This is a genomic window from Pseudogracilibacillus auburnensis, from assembly GCF_003201975.1.
Classification (GTDB): domain Bacteria; phylum Bacillota; class Bacilli; order Bacillales; family Amphibacillaceae; genus Pseudogracilibacillus; species Pseudogracilibacillus auburnensis.
Map to the genome: position 1 here is coordinate 76,021 of NZ_QJJQ01000015.1, position 21,575 is coordinate 97,595.

The window sequence follows — 21,575 nt, forward strand, 5'->3', positions numbered from 1 at the left end:
AAAATAGCGTCCCTAAAAAAACAATTTCATAAATTAGACAGAAATGATGTAATGTGCTTGAAAGAGATAGCCTTCAATAACAAATAATAAATAAATCTGATATTATATGAGGATGAGGATTTAATTTAAATTTGAGGTGTCATTATGAATCAATCGAAAAAAATTACAGATGGAGCATTACTAACCGCAGTATATATAGCTTTATTATTGATCGTTGTGTTTGTCCCTGTTGTCGTCTCATTCGGTATATTTATTTTACCGATTCCGTTTATACTATATGCATCGAGACATGGTTTTAAACCAACAATCATTATGTTCCTCGTTGCGCTACTATTATCACTTGTTTTTGCAACGGCAGTTTCATTACCACTTACCGTTTTAGCGGGTATTGGTGGAATGACAATAGGTTCAGCAATCCATCGTAACTTAACTGCCTATGAGACATGGGCGCAAGGAACAGTTGGGTTTATTATTGGTATTGTCATCGTCGTTTTATTGTTACAACTATTATTGGGTATAAATATTTATAATGAAATGGATGTTGCTATTGAAGATTCCGTGACGATGACGAAAACGATTATGGATCAAATGGGCCTTGGAGGACCAGAAACAGATGAACAAATAGAACAATTGGAAAAACAAATGTATGACTTTAAGGATATCATCCCTTCAAGTATTGCAGCAATCAGTATACTATTAGCATTTTTAAGTCAGTGGCTCAGTTATAAATTGATGAATCGTATTGAGAATAAACGATTAGCATTTCCACCTTTTAAACAGTTAAACTTCCCAATTGCTATCATATGGATTTATTTTATAGCATTGATTCTCGGATTGATCAATTTAGATCCTGACGGTGCAATATACTTAGTTGTTGCAAATGTGATGGCTTTAACTATTATTCTTATTGCTATTCAAGGATTTTCATTTATCTTTTTCTATGCAGATCATAAAAAAGTACATAAAGCTGTCCCAATAACGATACTCGTCATCTCGCTTTTATTTCCATTCTTATTTCTGTTTATCATTCGAATAATTGGTATAATTGATTTAGGATTTTCATTAAAACGTCGATTAGCTAATGGAAATAAAACGTGAATTTAGCTTATAGGAGTTGAACATTTTGGAGCACTTTTTTAAAACAAAAATAGTGAGTAAGCAGTTATGGGTGACATTTGTTCTCTCTTTTATCATGTTATGTTTCCTATTTTATTACCAATGGATCATTGGGTTATTATTTACAATCTTGTTCCTTACTGTATTTTATTATGTGAAGCGGGAAGAAGAAAGAGATAGGGAAAAACAAAGAAATTATATATCTAAATTATCCTTTCAAGTGGAGAATGCGGGAAGAACGATCTTTTTAAATTTGCCAATTGGGATTCTTATTTATGATCAAGATTTTCAGATTGAATGGGCCAATCCATATATGGCTGAAATAACACATGGAGAACCATTATTGAAAAAGTCACTTGATACATTTTCAGATAATTTAATTTCACAAATAAAAGCCGATAAAGAAGAAATATGGCTTACAATTAATCATTTACAGTTTAAAACGAAAATAGATCATTTTAATCGTACTTTATTTTTATTTAATCGAACCGAAGAGGCTCAGCTTGAAAAACGTTTTAATGATGAAAAAGTGGTCATCGCTAATATTTATTTAGATAATTATGAAGAGATATCCCGTAATATGAATGACAATATAAAAAGTCAGTTAAATTCATTAATTACTTCAACATTAAATAAATGGGCAGACGATTATCATTTTTATTTAAAAAGGACATCACAAGATAGGTTTCTAGCAGTTTTTACACAAGAGACGTTAGCGCTCTTGGAAAAGTCACGGTTTGAAATATTAGATGAAATTAGAACGCTCCATATAGAAGAAGTACAAAGAAATCCGATCACATTAAGTATTGGGGTAGGGACAGGAAATGTTCCCATCCCTGAATTAGCAAAACTTGCTCAATCTAGTTTAGACTTAGCACTTGGGCGTGGGGGCGACCAGATCGCTATTAGAGATGAAACAGGGAAAGTTCGCTTTTATGGTGGAAAGACAAATCCGATGGAAAAAAGAACCCGAGTGAGGGCGCGAGTCATTTCCCATGCATTAAAGGAATTAGTGAGTGAAAGTGATAATGTGATCATTATGGGTCATAAAGGACCAGATATGGACTCATTAGGATCAACAATTGGAGTGTTAAATATTGCTAAGTCTAATGATGTAGAAGGTTATATTGTTTTTGATGAAGATGATATTACAACAGGAGTTTCTAAAGTAATTGATAAAGTGAAACAAGAGGAAAGCTTATGGAAGCATTTTATTGGCCCTGAGGAAGCGGAAGCAATTTATACGAGTAGAAGTTTAATTGTTGTCGTTGATACACATAGACCTTCCCTTGTTGCACATGAAAAATTGCTGCGAAACGCTGAATATAAAGTAGTGATCGATCATCATAGACGTGGAGAAGAATTTATTAATAACCCTACTCTTGTTTATATGGAACCTTATGCTTCTTCTACTTCGGAACTCGTAACGGAACTGATTGAGTATCAACCGAATAAAAAGAAGCTAACAACACTAGAGGCAACTACATTACTTGCGGGAATCATTGTCGATACAAAAAGCTTTGCCCTTAGAACTGGTTCAAGAACATTTGATGCAGCTTCTTATTTACGATCAAAAGGGGCTGACCCAGTACTCATTCAGAAATTTTTAAAAGAAGATTTGAATACGTTAAGAAAAAGAAATAAATTAATTGAAAAAGCATCTATTTACCACGATTCTTTGGCGATTGTGAAAGCAGATGGTGACTTATATGACCAAATTATTATTGCCCAAGCAGCCGATATTTTATTAACGATTGATCATGTGACGGCATCATTCGTTATCGCAAATCGAAGTGATGAGACAGTCTCCATTAGTGCTCGCTCTTTAGGAGAGGTAAACGTTCAATTAATCATGGAAGAAATGAATGGTGGTGGTCATTTAACCAATGCTGCTACCCAATTACATGGAATGACTACTGACCAAGCAGAAGAAAAACTAAAAGAAAAAATTAAAGAATATTTCGAGGGGAGAACATAAAATGAAAGTAATCTTTTTAAAAGACGTAAAAGGAAAAGGCAAAAGAGGAGAAGTAAAAGATGTGCCAGTTGGATATGCAAACAATTTCTTGTTTAAAAACAATCTTGCTGAAGAAGCTACACCTGGAAATTTACGAAAATTAAAAGCCAAGCAACAAAAAGTGGCCGAACGGGAAGAAGAAGAAAAATCTCAGGCGGAAGAGTTAAAAAATAAATTGGGAGAAATAACTGTTAGTATGAAAGCAAAATCAGGTCAAGATGGACGTCTTTTTGGTTCGATAACGAGTAAACAAATTGCTGATGTCCTCAAAAAAGAATACAAAATAACAGTGGACCGTAGAAAAATTGAATTAGATGAACCGATTCGTACATTAGGACATACGAAAGTACCTGTAAAACTTCACCAAGAAGTAAACGGAACAATTAATGTTCATGTAGTAGAAGAATAACTCAAAGGGGAATCGGAAAATAGCGTGGAAAAAACTTTCCTGCTCACGACATACAGGGTGCTAGTGTCGGCGTGGAACCAAACGAGAGCAAGTCAATGATCAGTTTGTGCACAAAATCACTAGATCATGATGATGAAGGGTATTTCCAGGATAAATTGGAACTATGCTGATCGTGATAGAAGTGCAAAGAGTTTGACTGTTATACCAAAAAACCTTTGCACATAAGTTGATGCTAGAACCTTATTGAAATGAACTACTCTAGTTGTCTGGAGCGAAAAGTGACTGACTCCAGCGGGAAAAGCGCGAGTCTGAAGACCCCGCAGGAAGTGGTTTTCTTCCGAGGCGGGTTAAGTACGTGACGTCCATGTCGCAACACCCGCACTAGCACGTCCTGTGCGTCGGAGGCTGAAGCCGTGCCCGCTAAAAAGCACTGTCACATTTCGCGGAAGACAACGGTAGGATGGAACCTATTTTAGTTGTTCAGCAGCCCCTAAGTAAGCATATACCATCTATAATTTTACTTTTCCACACAATAATCTGAATACCCAATTAAAATTAACTCCTTTCATTCAAGAAAGGGTTATGACTTAGAGCCCTTCTAAATTAAGGAGGAATAAAATGACTGAAGCATTAGGGAACCGAACACCACCACATAATATTGAGGCAGAACAAGCGGTTATTGGAGCAGTATTTTTAGAACCCGAAGCATTTTCAACAGCAGCAGAGCGAATTGGTCCAACTGATTTTTTTAGAGCTAGTCATCAAGTTGTTTTTGAGGCAATGTTTCAACTATTTGAAAAAGGTGAACCGATTGATATTGTAACCGTAACTACATTGCTATCCAACTCGCAGAAATTGGACATAGCTGGAGGAGTAACGTACTTAACGGATCTTGCAAGCTCTGTTCCGACCGCAGCTAACATTGAGTATTACAGTCAAATTGTAGAGGAAAAAGCGTTATTACGCCGGTTAATAAAAACAGCAACAGATATCGTTACGGAAACCTTCTCCAATGAAGATGAAGTCGAAGGAGTATTAGACGAAGCTGAAAAAAGAATATTAGAAGTGTCGAGCAGGAAAAATGTTAATGCCTTTAAGCCGATAAAGGATGTACTCATTGACGTATATGATAATATTGAAAAATTGCACCATGCACAAGGGGACATAACTGGTATTCCTACTGGGTTTCGTGATTTAGACCGTATGACTGCTGGATTTCAACGTAACGATTTAATTATTATCGCTGCAAGACCATCAGTAGGAAAAACTGCTTTTGCCTTAAATATCGCTCAAAATGTAGCGATTAATACGGATGAAAATGTAGCAATTTTCAGTTTGGAGATGGGAGCAGACCAATTAGTTTCACGGATGCTTTGTGCAGAAGGAAATATTGACTCCCAGCGACTGCGTACAGGGAAACTAGAACAGGAAGATTGGGGAAAATTGACCATGGCCATGGGAAGCCTGTCCCACGCTGGTATTTTTATTGACGATGCACCCGGAATTCGTGTTAGTGATATCCGGTCAAAATGTAGAAGATTAAAACAAGAGCATGGACTTGGAATGATTATTATCGACTACTTACAACTTATTCAAGGTAGTGACAATTCACGTGAAAACAGGCAGCAAGAAGTATCGGAAATCTCAAGGTCATTAAAAGGATTAGCAAGAGAATTAGAAGTTCCACTCATTGCCTTATCACAATTATCACGGGGAGTTGAATCAAGACAAGATAAGCGTCCAATGATGTCTGACTTGCGTGAATCAGGTAGTATTGAGCAAGATGCTGACATTGTTGGATTTTTATACCGTGATGATTATTATGATACGGAATCAGAACAACAAAATATTATTGAAATTATTTTATCCAAACAACGTAATGGTCCGACAGGGACTGTAGAACTTGCGTTTGTGAAAGAATATAATAAGTTTGTTGATTTAGACTTTCGCTATGGAGAAAGCGATGTACCGCCCGTACCGGTATAAAGCCTACCATATAAATGATAAAAGACTTCTTTCAAGGTAGATTCGTTGCAAAACAAAGCGAAAAAGGATATTTACAAATAATTCACGAACGTTTAAAGAACTTTTCATGTAAACGTTCGTGTTTTTATTGACTTGATTCATAATTATTGATACACTTACAAATGTAATTTATTGATTAAATTTTAGTGGAGGTGCACGATGTCCTCAGTAGTTGTAGTTGGTACACAGTGGGGTGATGAAGGAAAAGGTAAAATAACCGACTTCCTTTCACAAAATGCAGAGGTTGTAGCTCGTTATCAAGGTGGGAATAATGCAGGTCATACGATCGTTTTTGATGGTGTTACGTATAAGTTACATTTAATTCCTTCAGGTATTTTCTTTCCAGAGAAAATAAGTGTGTTGGGAAATGGAATGGTCATCGATCCGAAAGCTTTTGTCGAGGAATTAACATATCTTCATGGCAAAAATGTTTCTACAGATAATTTGCGAGTAAGTAATCGTGCCCATGTAATCCTACCTTACCATTTAAAATTAGATATCCTACAAGAAGAAGAAAAGGGTATTCATAAAATTGGGACAACGAAAAAAGGAATTGGTCCTGCATATATGGATAAGGCAGCACGGTGTGGTATTCGTATTGCCGATTTACTTGATAAGGATGTATTCAAAGAAAAATTAATGCAAAACTTAAAAGAGAAAAATCGTCTATTTGAAAAGGTATATGAAGTTGAGCCAATTCAAGTGGAAGACATTTTAGAAGAATATTATGAATACGGACAACAAATGGCGAAGTATGTTTGTGATACTTCTGTCGTACTAAATGATGCACTTGATGAAGGACGCCGTGTGTTATTTGAAGGTGCGCAAGGTGTCATGTTAGATATTGATCAAGGAACTTATCCGTTCGTTACTTCATCTAACCCAGTAGCAGGTGGCGTCACAATAGGTTCAGGTGTTGGACCATCTAAAATTTCAACTGTTGTCGGTGTGTCAAAAGCTTATACGACCCGTGTTGGAGATGGACCATTTATTACGGAACTTACGGATGAAATTGGTGATCAAATTCGTGAAGTTGGTAGGGAATATGGAACGACGACAGGAAGACCACGTCGTGTCGGTTGGTTTGATAGTGTTGTTGTTCGTCATGCCCGCCGTGTAAGTGGAATTACCGACCTATCCCTTAATTCTATTGATGTATTAACAGGTATAGAAAAATTGAAAATTTGTATCGCTTACAAATACAATGGCAATATAATAAAGGAATTTCCAGCAAACTTAAATATTCTTGCGAAATGTGAGCCAGTATATGAAGAGTTACCAGGTTGGACAGAAGATATAACGGGAGTTAAAAGTTTACACGAGCTTCCAGATAATGCGCGTCACTATTTGGAACGAGTCGCTCAATTAACGGAAATCCCTCTATCCATTTTTTCTGTTGGTCCAGACCGAACACAAACAAATGTTGTAAGAAGCGTGTATCGATAAGCGCTTCTCGTTTGCACAGATAAAAAGTCATCCTCTCACTAAGAGTCAGATAGTGGGAGGTTTTTTATTTACGTTTATAAACTGTACTTGTATATGCAAATTTATAAAAAAATTGTACTATCTACTGCAATAATGAGAATTTTGTTTGAAAAAGAGTCTAAAAAAAGGTTTAAAGCTATGAACAAACGCAGTTCTTTTTCATCATTACGTAACAAGAGATCCAAATCATCGGGTGTACTAGTACGCCTTTAGAAAGGATGATTTTCACATCCGAACATCTTCACAAGGTTAAGATGTGATATTTAAAGTGATGAACAATCAATTTTCAATTTGCCTTGACAAATCAAAACCCCTACTACAATAATAAATAATATGCTCAAATATCTCTGATTAGGAGGCAAGTAATTGGAGAAAGAAAACAATGTGTTTCAAAACTTAAAAAAAGCTGAACGCGAAATGCGCAAACAATTAATTATCAACGCTACCCTAATTCTTTTAAGTGAAAAGCAAATAGCAGAAGTTAGTATGCGAGATATTGCGAAAGAAGCAGGTATCTCTCCTGCTTTAATCTATCGCCATTTTAAGGATCAGGATGAGTTATTTATCGAAGCTTTTGATCAAAAAAGCAAAGAGATGATTGCGGCTTTTGAAGCAATTATTTCTAAACAACAAATAGTGTCTATTGAAAAGATCGGTAAAGAGTTTATTTCATATCTTTTAAATAATCCTCTTTTCTTTAAAATGATGACTTACTTTATGCTTGATCATACCCTTATGGAAGAGCATCTAGAGCGTTTCAATACGACTATTCGAGAATTACTTTCTATTTTTGATACTGGCTTTAAACATAGCGGAATAAAAAAAGACATTCGCTTACATTCCCATGCATTTTTTTCGGCTTTAAATGGAGTCATGATTACGTTTTATCATTATCCTGGTAGAAGTGAAGCAGATGTGGAAGCTCATATTGAAAGGCTAGCCTCGTTAATTGGATCTTTATTCGTAAATGCTAGTAATAGTCAAGAAAAAAAATAACGGTCTTATTCCTGAAAGTGGGAAGATAGCCGTTATTCTTTTCTGATGAAAACTAGACAGTGACATCTCTTGATTTCAATACATGTTTTAACACTTTCCCTGCTGCGTTTCTAGGTAATTGTTTGATAAATTCTACCTCTTTTACGCATTTATAGGCTGCAAGATTGTCATGACACATTTTGATAATACTTTCTTCCGTAATGGTAGCGCCTTCATTTTTTACGACATATGCCTTTGGAATTTCTCCCCATTTAGAATCACGTTTTCCGACAACGGCAACATCTGTTACATCTGGATGAGTGTTAATGACACTTTCCAGTTCCGATGAATAAATATTTTCACCACCACTAATAATCATGTCTTTCAGTCTATCTTTTACATACAGAAATCCATCTTCATCGATCCTTCCTAAATCACCAGTTCGATAGTTTCCGTCGTTTAATATGCTATCTGTTTCTGTTGGATTATTCCAATATCCTTTAAAAACTTGGGGACCACTACAAATAATTTCGCCAATTTCATTAGCTGGAAGTTCTTCCTTTGTCAAAGGATTAACAACTTTAACATGGCCATGAAAGACAACTTTTCCCATAGAATTCATTTTACTTTCATCCATCAGCTTTTTCCAAAAGGATACGGCTCCAGTATATTCCGTAATACCGTATACTTGTTGAACACTTATGCCAAGGTTTCCATACGCTTGAATTAATTGTTCCGGTACTACTGAAGCGCCACATGTAATATTACGTAAAGAACTAAAGTCATTTTTTGTTTTCCCAATTACTTTGAGCATAAATTGTAACATGGCTGGGACGGTCATCATTGTTGTAATTTTTTCTTCCTCAATTATTTTCCAAACAGCAACAGGATCAAAATCAGCCATAAGAACAGAAGTGCTTCCATTATGCAAATTAGTAATAATTGGTGCAAAGCCCCCGATATGGAAAAATGGGGCAACAGACAGGAAGCGATCACCGTACCACCAGTCAATCACATGCGACATGCCAATAGATGCCGCTAAAAGATTTGAATGTGTAATCATCGCACCTTTTGGCTTGCCTGTTGTTCCTGATGTATACATAATTAATATTGTATCATTGTCTTTTGAGATTAATTCAGGTTCATCTGTTACATAATCCTTTAGTATTTCATCAAAAGATTCATTTCCCGCTTGTAGCATTGGAATAGTGATTGTGTGTTGAAGTTCTTCAATCGTTTCTGTAAATGCTCCGTCATATAAAAGTAAGGAAGGTTCACAATTGGAGATAATATACTCCATTTCTTTTACATGTAATCGCCAGTTAATTGGAACCGTAATAATCCCTATTTTTGCTGCACCAAAAAAGGCAGTAATAAAATCTTCATGATTTTTACATAGAACCGCCATTCTATCCCCAGGTTTTATATTTTTGGCAGTTAAATAATTGGCAAATTGATTCACCCGTTCATTCATGTGAGCGAATGAGTACCTTTTTCTACCAATATATCCTTCATCTTTTGGTGTGACGTAAGCCCGATGAGACATCAATTCTCCAATATTAGTGTGTAACATTCATATTCCACCTCTCCATTTTTATATTTATTTTAAAATGAAATGATTAAATAATGGGGGCATCTCCAACTTCTTTAAAAGCTTGATCTTGATAGACAAAGAACAGATCATCGCAAAATCTTTCCCAATCTTTTGCCTGTTGAATTGTTGTCCTATTAGGATCTGCAGCAAGATTATACGTAAGTGATTTTTCCAATTCTTCTGTAAATTGGTCGATGATTGACTGTTCACAACCAGATAAAAGATCCGTTATAAAATCTTTAGGTTTATACCAACTTGAAGCGTTTTTCATATCACGATGAATTTGTGTAAGCAATACATTTCTCGGTCCTTCCCATAGTTCATTTACCATCGCATCGCGAAATAGCCTTGGGATCGAAGAGAAATCTTCTATTACACCATTTCCACCGAATAGTGAAATTGCTGTCCGAATCGTATTCACAGTGTCTTTGGAAGCTTTTATTTTTTGCAATAAAATAAGTTCCCTTACTTGAAATTTCAGCTTATTTGCATATTCAGAGTTCTCTTGGTTTTGTTGCAGACAAAAATAAGCGTCGTAAATTTTAAAGAGTGCTGAGGTTGTTCGTTTTGCTGTCTGCTCAATTTCTTCTAGCTGCCCAGCTGCCAATGGAAATGCATTAATTTTTTTCCCAAATACTTCTCGAAATTGACTATATTGTAATGCTTCTCGAACAGTCCTTATCATAAATGCACTGCTTGCTGAGCCTATATCTAGTCTAGATTTTGTTAGAACAATACCAACAGCTATTGCTACACCTTTTTCCAATGAACCAATTTGATATGCTTTTGCTCCATCATATGTTATTTCAGCAGATGGAAGCTCACTCGTTCCAAGTTTCCATTTCAATCGATTAATGACAAAATTATTTCGTTTTGTTTTTGATTGATCGGACCAAGATGGAACGATAAAAGTTGCGATATGATCAGTCTGATCAACTTTCGCCGTAACGACTGCATAATCTGCATGAATAGCTGAACAAAAGAATTTTGTTCCATATAACTGGTAATCATCTCCTCTTGGAATTGCTTTTAATACGTTTGCTGGAATATTTGACCCTCCTTGAATTTCAGTCATAAACTGTGCGCCTATCCCGAAATCGCCATCAATTCCTTCTGTACAATGATGCAAAATATGTTGCAGCTCATCATTCAACTCATCTTTATATGTTTTTAGTAAATCAACTAACCCATCTGTACAAGCGACAGGGCACATGATTCCTGCTTCTCCGTTGTGATGAAACATAAATCTTTTAAGCATTTGTTCCCAAGCGGATGTGTCTTTTGAAAAGAGACGTTCAGAAAAGATTTCTTTTTCCATATTAAATAGTTGTTGCGGTCTTACAATTTTATCAATACGACGATTGTATGCATCGAAATGCTGAATGCTAGGGTGATTTTCCCGTTTTGCTATTTCATCAGAAATGTGTCTGAAATGATGAGAGGTATTTTTGGAGAGCGCTTTCATAATGTTCGAAATTAATTCCCATTCCTCTTTTACATAATGCTTTACAACTTTTTGTAAAAATTTATTATCTTCAAAGTCACTGTAACTATCTCTTGTTTTAATGTATTCCTCAAATGAATATTGATTAATGTCTTTATTCTCCATAACAATTAGCCTCCACTTAAAATATGTTCTAGATTAATTCCATATATTAGCCTAATTTGCCATCGGTGTCAACAGTGTTTTTTTGAGTAAACATAGTTTACATCTAAGTACATTGTCTTAAGCTTCTAAATCTTATCAAATAGCAGTAATAAACGGTGCAGTAACATTTAGTAGTGAACGTCCCATCGCTACAGAAATACCCTCCGCTTTCCGTGTATTTCCTCAGCTAGTAAAGGAATTAGCGACTTAAAAATAATATGTCATTATTTCATCGATAAAAACAATCTGCACTTAATATAGTTGATTGTAGCGGAGGACAGTTGGCTCCTACGGGAAAAGCAACAGCCGAAAATCTATTTTCTAAAGTTTTGACAAAAACGGATGAAATTAGTTGAGGAGTTGCCCGTGGAAAGCAACTGTCCGTAGCGAAAATCAACGGTGCCGATTACTTCGTTACCGCATAATTTATGCAACATCAAATCTATTTTTGTAGGAGAAGGAATGGCACTCTTAATTTTCATAAAATTACTCATGATACCTCAATTGTCAAGGACATCATTAGATGCACCTAATACTTAACCAAGCAAACTGTTTCACTTCGTTTTATCGGTGCGAAAGTTGAGTTAGTATCAATCTATTTGAGTGGTGAGACGTTTTGTGACATGTAAGAGAAAAATTTGCCATCTACACTCTTTGCGGAAAAACAGACAATTGGAGTGAAATACGTTAGAATAGATAGATAGGTATAAATAAAATAAACGAACTATCACCATTTAACATAGATAATGATAAAGAAAGTAGGTAATTGGAAATGAGTTTAAAAATTCTAGTTGTCGATGATGAAAAACCAATAGCAGATATTTTGAAATTTAACTTGGAAAAAGAAGGATATATCGTAGTTTGTGCTCACGATGGAAACGATGCAATTGAACTTGCTGAAAAAGAAAATCCAGATTTGATCTTATTAGATATTATGTTACCAGGTAAAGATGGTAATGAAGTTTGTCGTGAAATTCGTAAAACGAAAACAATGCCAATTATTATGTTAACGGCAAAAGATTCCGAAATTGATAAAGTACTAGGCCTTGAACTCGGGGCAGATGATTATGTAACAAAACCATTTAGTAATCGTGAATTAATTGCCCGCGTGAAAGCGAATTTACGAAGACAGCAGCAAGTTACGGAAGAAACAGTTGCGACGAAAAAAGATATTAATATTGGCAATTTAACGATTCATCCAGATGCGTACAGCGTATCTCGGAATGGAGAACATATTGATTTAACACATCGTGAATTTGAGTTGTTCTATTATTTAGCACGTCATATAGGACAAGTAATGACAAGAGAACATTTACTTGAAACGGTATGGGGCTATGATTATTTTGGAGATGTACGTACGGTGGACGTGACAGTTAGAAGGTTACGAGAAAAAATCGAAGAAGACCCAAGTAACCCTGTTTGGATTGTCACACGTCGTGGTGTAGGTTATTATTTACGCAACCCAGACGAGGAGTAATATTTTATGAAAAAAGTCGGTTTTTTTCGTTCCATTCAATTAAAATTTATCGTAATTTATATTTTGCTTTTAATTATTGCCGTGCAAGTAATAGGTTCCTATGTAGCACGAGAATTAGAAGCAGAATTACTCGATAACTTTAAAGAGTCAACAAATGACCGTATTGACTTATTAAGTTATAATTTAGAACAAGCTTTTAATAAAAAGCGGACTGATGACCCTTTAGAACCGACATTACAAGAAGACATCCAAAATATAGTAATTGATGTAGACCGTTCTGGTGCAACGACTACTACTATTCAAGTAATCAATAACCAAGGTAGAGTACTAGGAACAAATGATTATTTAAACCAAGATATCATTGGGAAAAAAATTACAGAAGATATTGTCCAACGAGCGATAAAATTTAAAACCTCTCTTGATAATACATTGTTAAATAGCAAGACAGGGGAACGAATGTTTGTTAGAGTTGAGCCAATAGAAGACATCGAAGGCAATGTTCAAGGAGTCATCTATTTAGAAACTTCTTTAGAAGGAGTATATGGACAATTACAAAAAATAAATGAAATCTTTTTTAAAGGCTCGATTATTGCTTTAGTCGTCTCGGTTATTCTAGGAATATTAGTAGCACGTGCGATTACAAAACCAATCGTCGAAATGCGTAGACAGGCACAAACGATGGCACGAGGTGATTTTTCACAAAAAGTGAAAGTATATGGGACGGATGAAATTAGTCAGCTAGCAGTAACATTTAATCATTTAAATGATCGGCTAAAACACTCGATGGCAACGATTGAAAAAGAACAACGGAAATTAAGTTCTGTCTTAGAAAATATGACAGAAGGCGTCATCGCAACAGATAATAAAGGGGAAATTACGTTAATCAACGAAGCAGCTGGAAGGCTATTTAACGAAAACCCGAACAGTTTAATCAGCAAAGATTTATTATTATTGTTAGATCTAGAAGAAAAAGTGGAAGATATTATTGAACTCCAAGAAAGTGGATCAGTCGTCCTTGATTTTAGCGATGAGGAAGATCTTTTTATTGTTCGTGCTAATTTTTCGGCTATTTATGACGACCATCGCCATAGTCGAACGAGTGGAATTATTACGGTATTAAGTGATGTGACAGAAGATGAAAAAGTTGAACAAGAAAGAAGAGAATTCGTTTCTAATGTTTCACACGAGTTGAGAACGCCACTAACAACGTTAAGAAGTTATTTGGAAGCATTGACAGATGGGGCATGGAAAGATCCTGTTATCGCGCCAAAGTTTCTTGAAGTGATTCAAAATGAAACTGAGCGAATGATCAGGATGGTTAATAGTCTATTACAATTATCAAGAATGGATAGTAAAGAACATACGTTACATCGGGAAGATATAGATTTTACACCTTTTTTCCATAATATTATTGACCGATTTGAGATGAACGTGAAAGATGAAAAAATTAACTTTAACCGCCAAATTCCAAATAAGTCGTTTCATGTTTGGATCGATAAAGATCGTTTGACACAAGTATTAGATAATATTATTTCAAATGCTGTAAAATATTCTCCGGACGGTGGAACAATTACACTTAAAATAGAAAGACATATTAGACAAATAGTCGTTAGTGTTCGAGATGAAGGAATTGGAATAGAGTATGATAAACTTGATAAAATATTTGACCGTTTTTACCGAGTGGATAAAGCGAGGACAAGACAATTAGGGGGAACAGGGCTTGGACTTGCCATAACGCGTGAATTAGTGGAGGCGCATTATGGTCGAATTTGGGCCAATAGTAAAGAGGGGAAAGGAACAACTATATACTTTACCCTACCGCTCATTAATCATAAGCGGAGGAGAGAAATATGAAATATGAAACGGTAAAATCATTTATATTATTCGTATTAGTAGGAATAAGTTTTCTTTTATCCTTTATTTTATGGAGCTATCAACCAAATTACGATAGTTTTTCGGATACGAGTTATGTAAATGAAGTAGATATTGGTGGAGCTGAAAAAACAAAAAATGAACTAGTAGAACCAATTGAAATTATTTTTCGAAATGACGAAAAAATAGCTAGTTTTATTGATCCAATTGAAAGACAATCGTTTTATAAAGATCTTGCCTCGTGGGTGTTATATGATTATCAAATAAATGATGCAAAAGGTAGACCAAAAAGTGATGAATATGTAGAGATCATTTTTCCTAGTGCGATACCTGCTGATTTAGTAACAAATTTATTTACATTTAATGATCATTTAGTACCCCCTGAATGGTCATTTGAAAGAGTTTTTATTACGTTTAATGATAAGTCTCAAACATTAAAACTTTGTATCTTGTCTGTTGATGGCCGGAAACAAATAACTGCAACGATCGAAAAATCAGATACGTATCATCTTCTCTTATCTTTTATGAAAGAAAACAATCATTTATTGCATGAATATATGGCTTTTGGATCTCAAAAAGAGCCGGTTTATCTTCCAAAAGAGAAGGTACAATTACCAAGAAAAACGTTAGTTGCAAGTAGTATTGAACCAGACCTTTTTATTAACGCTTTATTTAGTAACCCATCTTATGTTACACCTAATATAAGGGAAGCATACTTTACAGATGGACAAAGAGGGATGCGGATTGTTCAAGATGGTCGTTTGTTAGAATTTATCAATCCCCTTCAAGCAACGGTTAAACGGCTAGATCCAATAGAATTGTTAGATAAAAGTATTAATAATATCAATGAACATAAAGGATGGACAAATAACTTCTTATTTGAAAACATTGATAGCTCGTTAAATAATGTCAAATATCGACTTTATTATGATGGATATCCAGTATTTGATCGCTTAAATCTAACAGTTATTGAACAAGAGTGGCGTGAACAAGAATTATATAAATACACTCGACCACTTATTCGTATTGGCAATTTGTTAAACTCGACAGAAGAAGAAATTCCTTCTGGAGAAGAAGTTATTCATTCGTTAGAAAATGATAAAAATATTAATGTAGAAAATATAAAAGATATTCAAGTTGGCTATTCTTTAAGTTATTTAGATGATGCACATAGTTTAACTTTGGAACCAAGTTGGTATATTTTATATCAGGGTGAATGGTTAAAATTTGATATAGCTGATTATGAAAAAGATTTACAAGCTAAAGGAGGGGATTAACGATGCATTGGGGTCAAATAAAGACATTATTAATCCTCAGCTTTCTTATCCTTGACGTGTATTTATTCGTTCAATTTTTAGAAAAAAAAGAACAAGCTGATATTGGTGTACTTGAGCACCAACCTTCGACGATTGAAGAACGATTGAATGCAGAAGCAATTACATTTCAAGAGTTACCAGAACAGGAATATGAAGAAACGTTTATTTCTGTAAAACAGCAGATGTTTAACGAAGAAGACCTCGCCCAATTGAAAGATATTGCTGCACAAAAATCATTTATTTTTAATAAAAATTTTATTGCATCAAAACTAGATAAGCCGATTCTTATTGAAGAAGATTTTTCAACAGAGAGTATCACAGAAATTTTTAACAATATTGCCTATTACCCGGAAGAATATTCATTTTGGAATTGGAACGAAGAATATAATGTACTAATCTTTTTCCAAAATAAGATGGAGCGACCGGTGTATTATAATCAAAATGGTCTAGTACTTTTATTTTTGAATGATAGAAATGAAGTGTCCTTTTATGTACAGACAATGTTAGGGGAAACAGAGCAATTAGCTGAAAAGAAGAAATTAATTAAACCAATTCAAGCAATTGAAAAGCTATATCAATCAAATAAGTTACATTCTGGTGATGATATTTCGAAAGTAAATATAGGTTTTCACACGCGTGTACCGTTTAAAAGTGGTGTCCAAGTTTTCGCACCGATTTGGAAAGTAAATGTGAATGAGGAAAAAGATTATTTTGTCAATGCACTTGAAGGGTTTATTTTTTCAACGGAGGAACAAGAGTTTTTGGAAGAAGTAATCGATGCATCAATAGATCATATGCAAGTGCAACGTGAGAAAAACTCACCAATTGAAACGATGTTAAGTGAACTTAGAAATAGATTAGAAAAAACGACGGGGTGAATTTGAAATGACAATGCGCTTTAGTGTACTAGCCTCGGGTAGTACAGGTAATGCGTTTTATCTTGAAACAAATAAAACAAGGCTATTAGTTGATGCAGGCTTAAGTGGTAAACAGTTAGATCGTTTATTTGGTGAAATTCATGTTGATCCGAGTAAGCTTTCTGGCATTTTAGTGACGCATGAGCATAGCGATCATATTAAAGGACTCGGTATCATTGCCAGAAAGTACAATTTACCCATTTATGCAAATGAAAAAACATGGCATGCGATGGATAAGAATATCGGAGAGCTTTCATTGGATCAAAAGTTCCATTTTGATACAAATAGTATAAAAACATTTGGAGATATTGATGTAGAATCGTTTTCTGTTTCTCACGATGCAGTTGATCCAATGTTTTTTACTTTTCACCATAGGAATAAAAAGGTCGCACTTGTTACAGACTTAGGGTATGTATCCGAAAAAATTAAAAAGACCATTGAAGGTGCGAATGCTTATATATTTGAAGCGAATCATGATGTAAGTATGTTACAAATGGGGCGTTATCCATGGAATGTGAAGCGGCGAATTTTAGGCGATTCTGGTCATGTTTCAAATGAAGATTGTGGACTAGCATTAAGTGAAATAATAAGTAATAAAACAGAGCGGGTTTATTTAGCACATTTGAGCAAAGATAATAATATGAAAGAGCTTGCGAGAATGTCTGTTGACCATGTGTTGAGGGAGCGTGGGATTCAACTTAATTTATTTGATACAGACCCATCCACTCCAACACCATTATATGAAGTAATGTAATCGATAAATTGTAAAAAATTGTGTAAATAAATAAGATCTTTCAATGGTATAATAAAAAAAGTTGTATACATAATGAACCAGAGCAAACTTGTTCTTACTTAAAGGAGTTGATTTCATGGGTTATTATACGGACAATACAACAAATCGCAACCCTAAAAAAGGGGGAGGTTGGCTAGTTCCGATTATTATTGGACTAGTTGTCGGTGCACTGCTCATGCTAGTTGTTTATCCTAACTTTACAGGTAGAAATGTTGCTTTAAACGACAAGGATGAAACACCAACAAATGATAACAGAGTAGCACAAGAACATGTCACTGTTGATGTTTCCACTCAAATTACTGATGTGGTGGACAAAGTATCTTCAGCAGTTGTAGGGGTAACAAATATTCAAACGAGAACGGATTTTTGGCAAGAAGGGGAAAGCAGTGAAGCTGGAACTGGATCTGGTGTAATATATAAAAAAGATAATGGGTACGCCTATATAGTGACGAATCACCACGTCGTCCAAAATGCTGATATGTTAGAAGTTGTGTTAAAAGATGAAACACATTTAGATGCTGAATTATTAGGTAGTGATTTATTTACAGATTTAGCTGTCTTACGTGTAAATGGAGATAAAGTGGAAACTTCTATTGAAATGGGATCTTCCGATAGCTTAAAGGTTGGAGAACCTGCGATTGCGATTGGTAATCCACTTGGACATATGTTTGCAGGTTCTGTTACACAAGGAATTATCAGCGGAAAACAACGAACTATTCCACAAGATTTTAACCAAGATGGCCGTCCAGATTGGCAAGCAGAGGTAATTCAGACAGATGCAGCAATTAATCCGGGTAATAGTGGTGGAGCATTAATTAATATTGAAGGTCAACTGATTGGGATAAACTCCATGAAAATAAGTCAAAATATTGCCCAAGGAATCGGGTTCGCTATCCCAATTGATATAGCTAAACCAATCATTAAAGAGTTAGAGGAAACAGGAACCGTAACACGACCGTACTTGGGTGTGGAAATCTATTCTTTAGAAGAAGTACCAAAAGTTGAATGGAAAAACACCTTAAAATTACCTGATTCGATCGAAGGCGGAGTTTATATATGGAGTATCGAACCAATATCACCAGCAGATCAAGCAGGATTAAAACGACTTGATGTCATTACGGAATTTGGCGGTAAGCCTGTCCTTGATATTCTAGATTTAAGAAAAACATTGTATCAAGAATTAAAAATCGGTGATGAAGTTTCGATTGTCTATTATCGTGACGGTGAGCGACATGAAACGAAAGTAAAATTAGGGGAACAAAAATAAAAAGCAAATGACTGACATAAAAACGCTACTTCACAAAATGATGGAGTAGCGTTATATTTTGGATGGGGATAATATGAAGAAAACAACTTGTCCAATTTGTAACTCCAAAAACAATTGTCAAAAAAGCAATGATTGTTGGTGTATGAAATTGGAGCTCTCTAAAGAAACGGTAACAAAAATAAACGAAAAAAATATAGCTAACATGTGTATATGTCATCGTTGTCTAATACTTTTAAATAAATAGGTTCTGCTGAACAACTAAATTGCTTCCAGTTCTACCGTTGTCTTCTGCGAAATATGACATGTTTTTAGCGGGCACGGCGGCCTGCTTCCGACGCACAATGTTTATTGCGACGAGTAATCGCAGTCGCGGTGTCTTCGATGGAATGAGTAAGCGTAGTCCCAGAACGGGCCGTTCTAAGTCTGCGTACCCCTGTTGCTTGTCCCGCTGGAGTCAGTCACTTTCGCTCTAGACAACTAAAGTAGTTCGTAACAATAGGATGTTGCTATTATGTGCAAGGGTTTTTTGGTAAAACAGTCAAAATCCTTACACTTCTATCGCGTTCAGCACCGTATAAATAGCAAACGACTTATCCACAGATTTTATTGGTTATGCACAATTCGTGGATAAGTCAGGAGAACGGTTGTTTTCATGTCTTTATGTAGATGAGAAAATGTAAAAACACCAATATATATGCCCTGTTTTGTGTGTATGTGCATAAGTTTGTGGATAAATCATTATTCGTTATTCCACTCTTCTTTTAACAGGCCATATACTATATGATCCACATATCGATCGTATAGCCACTCCGCCTGCCTAATCCGCCCTTCTTTTTTAAATCCGATTCTTTCCGCAATCGCTCGGCTTGGCAAATTTTCCTTTGCTGCTCGAAGGTCCATCCGGTTTAGCGAAAGATCCGAAAAACCATAAGTTATTAATGCAGAAACTGCCTTAGTCATAATTCCTTTCCCTTGGTAATTTTCCCCTAACCAATACCCGATATATCCTGTTTTATTTTTAAAATCGAGCTCATTAAACCCAACTACTCCAACAAGCTGGTCAAACCAAAAAATACCTGCTGTAATTCCTTTCCTGTCATTGTATAATTGAAACGAATTTTTGATGAAAGATAACGAATCATCAACTGAGTGGATCTCATCAAGCCAAGGGAGCCACTTTTTTAAATACTCTCTAGATTGATCTGTTATTTGATAGAGAGGCTCAGCATCTCTGGCAGTTAACATTCGTAACATAACTTCATCATCCACATGTAGGATAAACAATATTTTCACCTCATGATTAAAATAATAACATAATAGCACTTTTTTTTATCCATATTTACCCAAGAAGGTTCTTTATACCTATTTTGATTAAGGTATTTTAGCCGATAATAGTAATAAAGAACATTGTTAAAAGGTTGATTACTGAGAAAGGTGATCCATGATGAAAGCAATCTGTATTGATGATGAACAATTAGCATTAGAATACTTGAAACGACAAATTATGAAACTAAATGGTATAGAAGTGATCGGGACATTTATTCACCCGATTGAAGGTAAGGAACACATTTTGACTGAAGAGGTTGATGTAATATTTTTAGACATTCATTTACCTGAAATAAATGGAATCGAATTGGCCGAACAAATTATCAATGAAAAACCTGATTTAATCGTCGTATTTGTAACAGCGTATGATCAATATGCTGTTAAAGCGTTTGAACTAAATGCATTAGACTATTTAGTAAAGCCGGTCAAACTTGATCGACTACGTTTGACATTAGATCGAGTCAGAAAGCAATTAAATGTGAAAGAGGAAAAAAAGCCTGAACTAAATCATTTGCAAATTAAAGTTAGTAATTATTTATCATTTCAAGTTGAACCAGATATTTTTAAGCCAATTCCATGGAGAACATCAAAAACACAAGAATTATTTTTGTACTTATTACAAAATCACGGTAAGCTTGTCGAAAAATCAACATTAATGGAACTGTTATGGGAAGTTTATGAACTAGAAAAAGGTTATTCGCTTTTATATACAACCGTATACAATGTTCGAAAAGCATTAAGACCATTTAATGACCATATTGTACTACATAATACGACAGATGGATATTTATTAGAGCTGAAAAGTGTATCGATCGATCTTTTTGAATGGGAGAAGTCTTTAACTGCACTACCTGAACTAAATTACTCGACAGTAAAAAGCTACGAGGAAGTCATGCGTTTAAATAAGGAGCCGTATTTACTTAATCATGACTATGTTTGGTTGGAAGCGGAAAGACATCGGATGGAAAGTATTTGGCTAAAAACAGCAAATAGAATAGCCACGTTTTATGAAATGAATAATGAAGGTAACGATGCGATTAAATGGTATAAAAATATTTGTGAAAGATACCAAGAACATGAAGAAGCTCACTTTTCATTGATGAAATTATATGCAAAAATGGGCGACTCTAAATTAGTGACAAAACAATATCGGAATCTAACTAAAGTCTTGGCAGAAGAATTATCAATAGAACCTAGTAACTATATAAAAGAATGGTATGAGCAAAACATTATTAGACGGGTTAATAATAATCATCCTTAAGGTGCATTACTCCAATTAAAATTGGAGTTTTTTATTTTCACTTAGGAGTGAATCACTACCTTGTAAGCGCTTCATAG

At 35.0% G+C, this 21,575-nt stretch carries 17 protein-coding genes; 14 read left to right on the plus strand and 3 right to left on the minus strand.

The features are described from left to right. Window positions 1-144 precede the first annotated feature (144 nt). From DFR56_RS17795 to DFR56_RS17820, 6 genes are all read left to right on the plus strand, one after another. Window positions 145-1,098 carry a YybS family protein gene (locus tag DFR56_RS17795; RefSeq protein WP_110396800.1) on the plus strand — a complete coding sequence of 318 codons (954 nt, stop codon included), beginning with the start codon at window positions 145-147 and terminating at the stop codon, window positions 1,096-1,098. A 25-nt stretch (window positions 1,099-1,123) separates the two neighbouring features. Continuing rightward, complete coding sequence (locus DFR56_RS17800; RefSeq protein ID WP_242694772.1) at window positions 1,124-3,094, plus strand: DHH family phosphoesterase; 1,971 nt, start codon at window positions 1,124-1,126, stop codon at window positions 3,092-3,094. Window position 3,095: 1 nt separating this feature from the next. Next, window positions 3,096-3,542, plus strand: a complete 447-nt coding sequence (gene rplI, locus DFR56_RS17805; protein ID WP_110396801.1) for a 50S ribosomal protein L9 — start codon at window positions 3,096-3,098, stop codon at window positions 3,540-3,542. Window positions 3,543-4,160: 618 nt separating this feature from the next. After that, window positions 4,161-5,528, plus strand: a complete 1,368-nt coding sequence (dnaB, locus tag DFR56_RS17810) for a replicative DNA helicase (RefSeq protein ID WP_110396802.1) — start codon at window positions 4,161-4,163, stop codon at window positions 5,526-5,528. Window positions 5,529-5,726: 198 nt separating this feature from the next. Then, on the plus strand, window positions 5,727-7,013 hold the full coding sequence (locus DFR56_RS17815; protein WP_110396803.1) for an adenylosuccinate synthase: 1,287 nt from the start codon (window positions 5,727-5,729) through the stop codon (window positions 7,011-7,013). Between the two features lie 405 nt (window positions 7,014-7,418). Next, the gene (locus tag DFR56_RS17820; protein ID WP_110396804.1) at window positions 7,419-8,048 is read left to right on the plus strand and encodes a TetR/AcrR family transcriptional regulator; all 630 of its coding nucleotides are present in this window, start codon (window positions 7,419-7,421) and stop codon (window positions 8,046-8,048) included. A gap of 52 nt (window positions 8,049-8,100) precedes the next feature. Here DFR56_RS17820 and DFR56_RS17825 read toward each other — a convergent pair whose 3' ends face one another. Further along, window positions 8,101-9,600: a class I adenylate-forming enzyme family protein gene (locus tag DFR56_RS17825; RefSeq protein ID WP_110396805.1), complete on the minus strand. Its 1,500-nt coding sequence runs from the start codon at window positions 9,598-9,600 to the stop codon at window positions 8,101-8,103. Between the two features lie 46 nt (window positions 9,601-9,646). After that, on the minus strand, window positions 9,647-11,230 hold the full coding sequence (locus DFR56_RS17830) for an acyl-CoA dehydrogenase family protein (RefSeq protein WP_110396806.1): 1,584 nt from the start codon (window positions 11,228-11,230) through the stop codon (window positions 9,647-9,649). A gap of 811 nt (window positions 11,231-12,041) precedes the next feature. On the opposite strand from DFR56_RS17830, the gene yycF reads away from it, so the two are divergent. The 7 genes from yycF (at window position 12,042) to DFR56_RS24055 (ending at window position 19,155) form a co-directional block, all read left to right on the plus strand. Further along, entirely contained in the window at window positions 12,042-12,746 is a 705-nt protein-coding gene (gene yycF, locus DFR56_RS17835) for a response regulator YycF (protein WP_110396807.1), read from the plus strand. Between the two features lie 6 nt (window positions 12,747-12,752). Continuing rightward, window positions 12,753-14,600: a cell wall metabolism sensor histidine kinase WalK gene (gene walK, locus DFR56_RS17840; protein WP_110396808.1), complete on the plus strand. Its 1,848-nt coding sequence runs from the start codon at window positions 12,753-12,755 to the stop codon at window positions 14,598-14,600. Next, window positions 14,597-15,895 carry a YycH family regulatory protein gene (locus DFR56_RS17845; RefSeq protein WP_110396809.1) on the plus strand — a complete coding sequence of 433 codons (1,299 nt, stop codon included), beginning with the start codon at window positions 14,597-14,599 and terminating at the stop codon, window positions 15,893-15,895. Before walK ends, DFR56_RS17845 begins: the two co-directional genes overlap by 4 nt. Before the next feature lie 2 nt (window positions 15,896-15,897). After that, window positions 15,898-16,812 (plus strand): two-component system regulatory protein YycI, encoded by a 915-nt coding sequence (locus DFR56_RS17850; protein WP_110396810.1) that lies wholly within the window; start codon window positions 15,898-15,900, stop codon window positions 16,810-16,812. Window positions 16,813-16,819: 7 nt separating this feature from the next. After that, complete coding sequence (locus tag DFR56_RS17855; protein WP_110396811.1) at window positions 16,820-17,605, plus strand: MBL fold metallo-hydrolase; 786 nt, start codon at window positions 16,820-16,822, stop codon at window positions 17,603-17,605. A 115-nt stretch (window positions 17,606-17,720) separates the two neighbouring features. Then, a complete protein-coding gene (locus DFR56_RS17860; protein ID WP_110396812.1) occupies window positions 17,721-18,911 on the plus strand; it encodes a S1C family serine protease in 1,191 nt (396 codons plus the stop codon). A gap of 73 nt (window positions 18,912-18,984) precedes the next feature. Further along, complete coding sequence (locus DFR56_RS24055; protein ID WP_146214324.1) at window positions 18,985-19,155, plus strand: cysteine-rich CWC family protein; 171 nt, start codon at window positions 18,985-18,987, stop codon at window positions 19,153-19,155. 494 nt (window positions 19,156-19,649) lie between these two features. Here the strand turns inward: DFR56_RS24055 and DFR56_RS17870 are convergent, their stop codons facing one another. Continuing rightward, on the minus strand, window positions 19,650-20,204 hold the full coding sequence (locus tag DFR56_RS17870; protein ID WP_342353174.1) for a GNAT family N-acetyltransferase: 555 nt from the start codon (window positions 20,202-20,204) through the stop codon (window positions 19,650-19,652). A 151-nt stretch (window positions 20,205-20,355) separates the two neighbouring features. Between DFR56_RS17870 and DFR56_RS17875 the strand changes: the two genes are divergently transcribed. Beyond that, the gene (locus DFR56_RS17875; protein WP_158525700.1) at window positions 20,356-21,498 is read left to right on the plus strand and encodes a response regulator; all 1,143 of its coding nucleotides are present in this window, start codon (window positions 20,356-20,358) and stop codon (window positions 21,496-21,498) included. Window positions 21,499-21,575 lie beyond the last annotated feature (77 nt).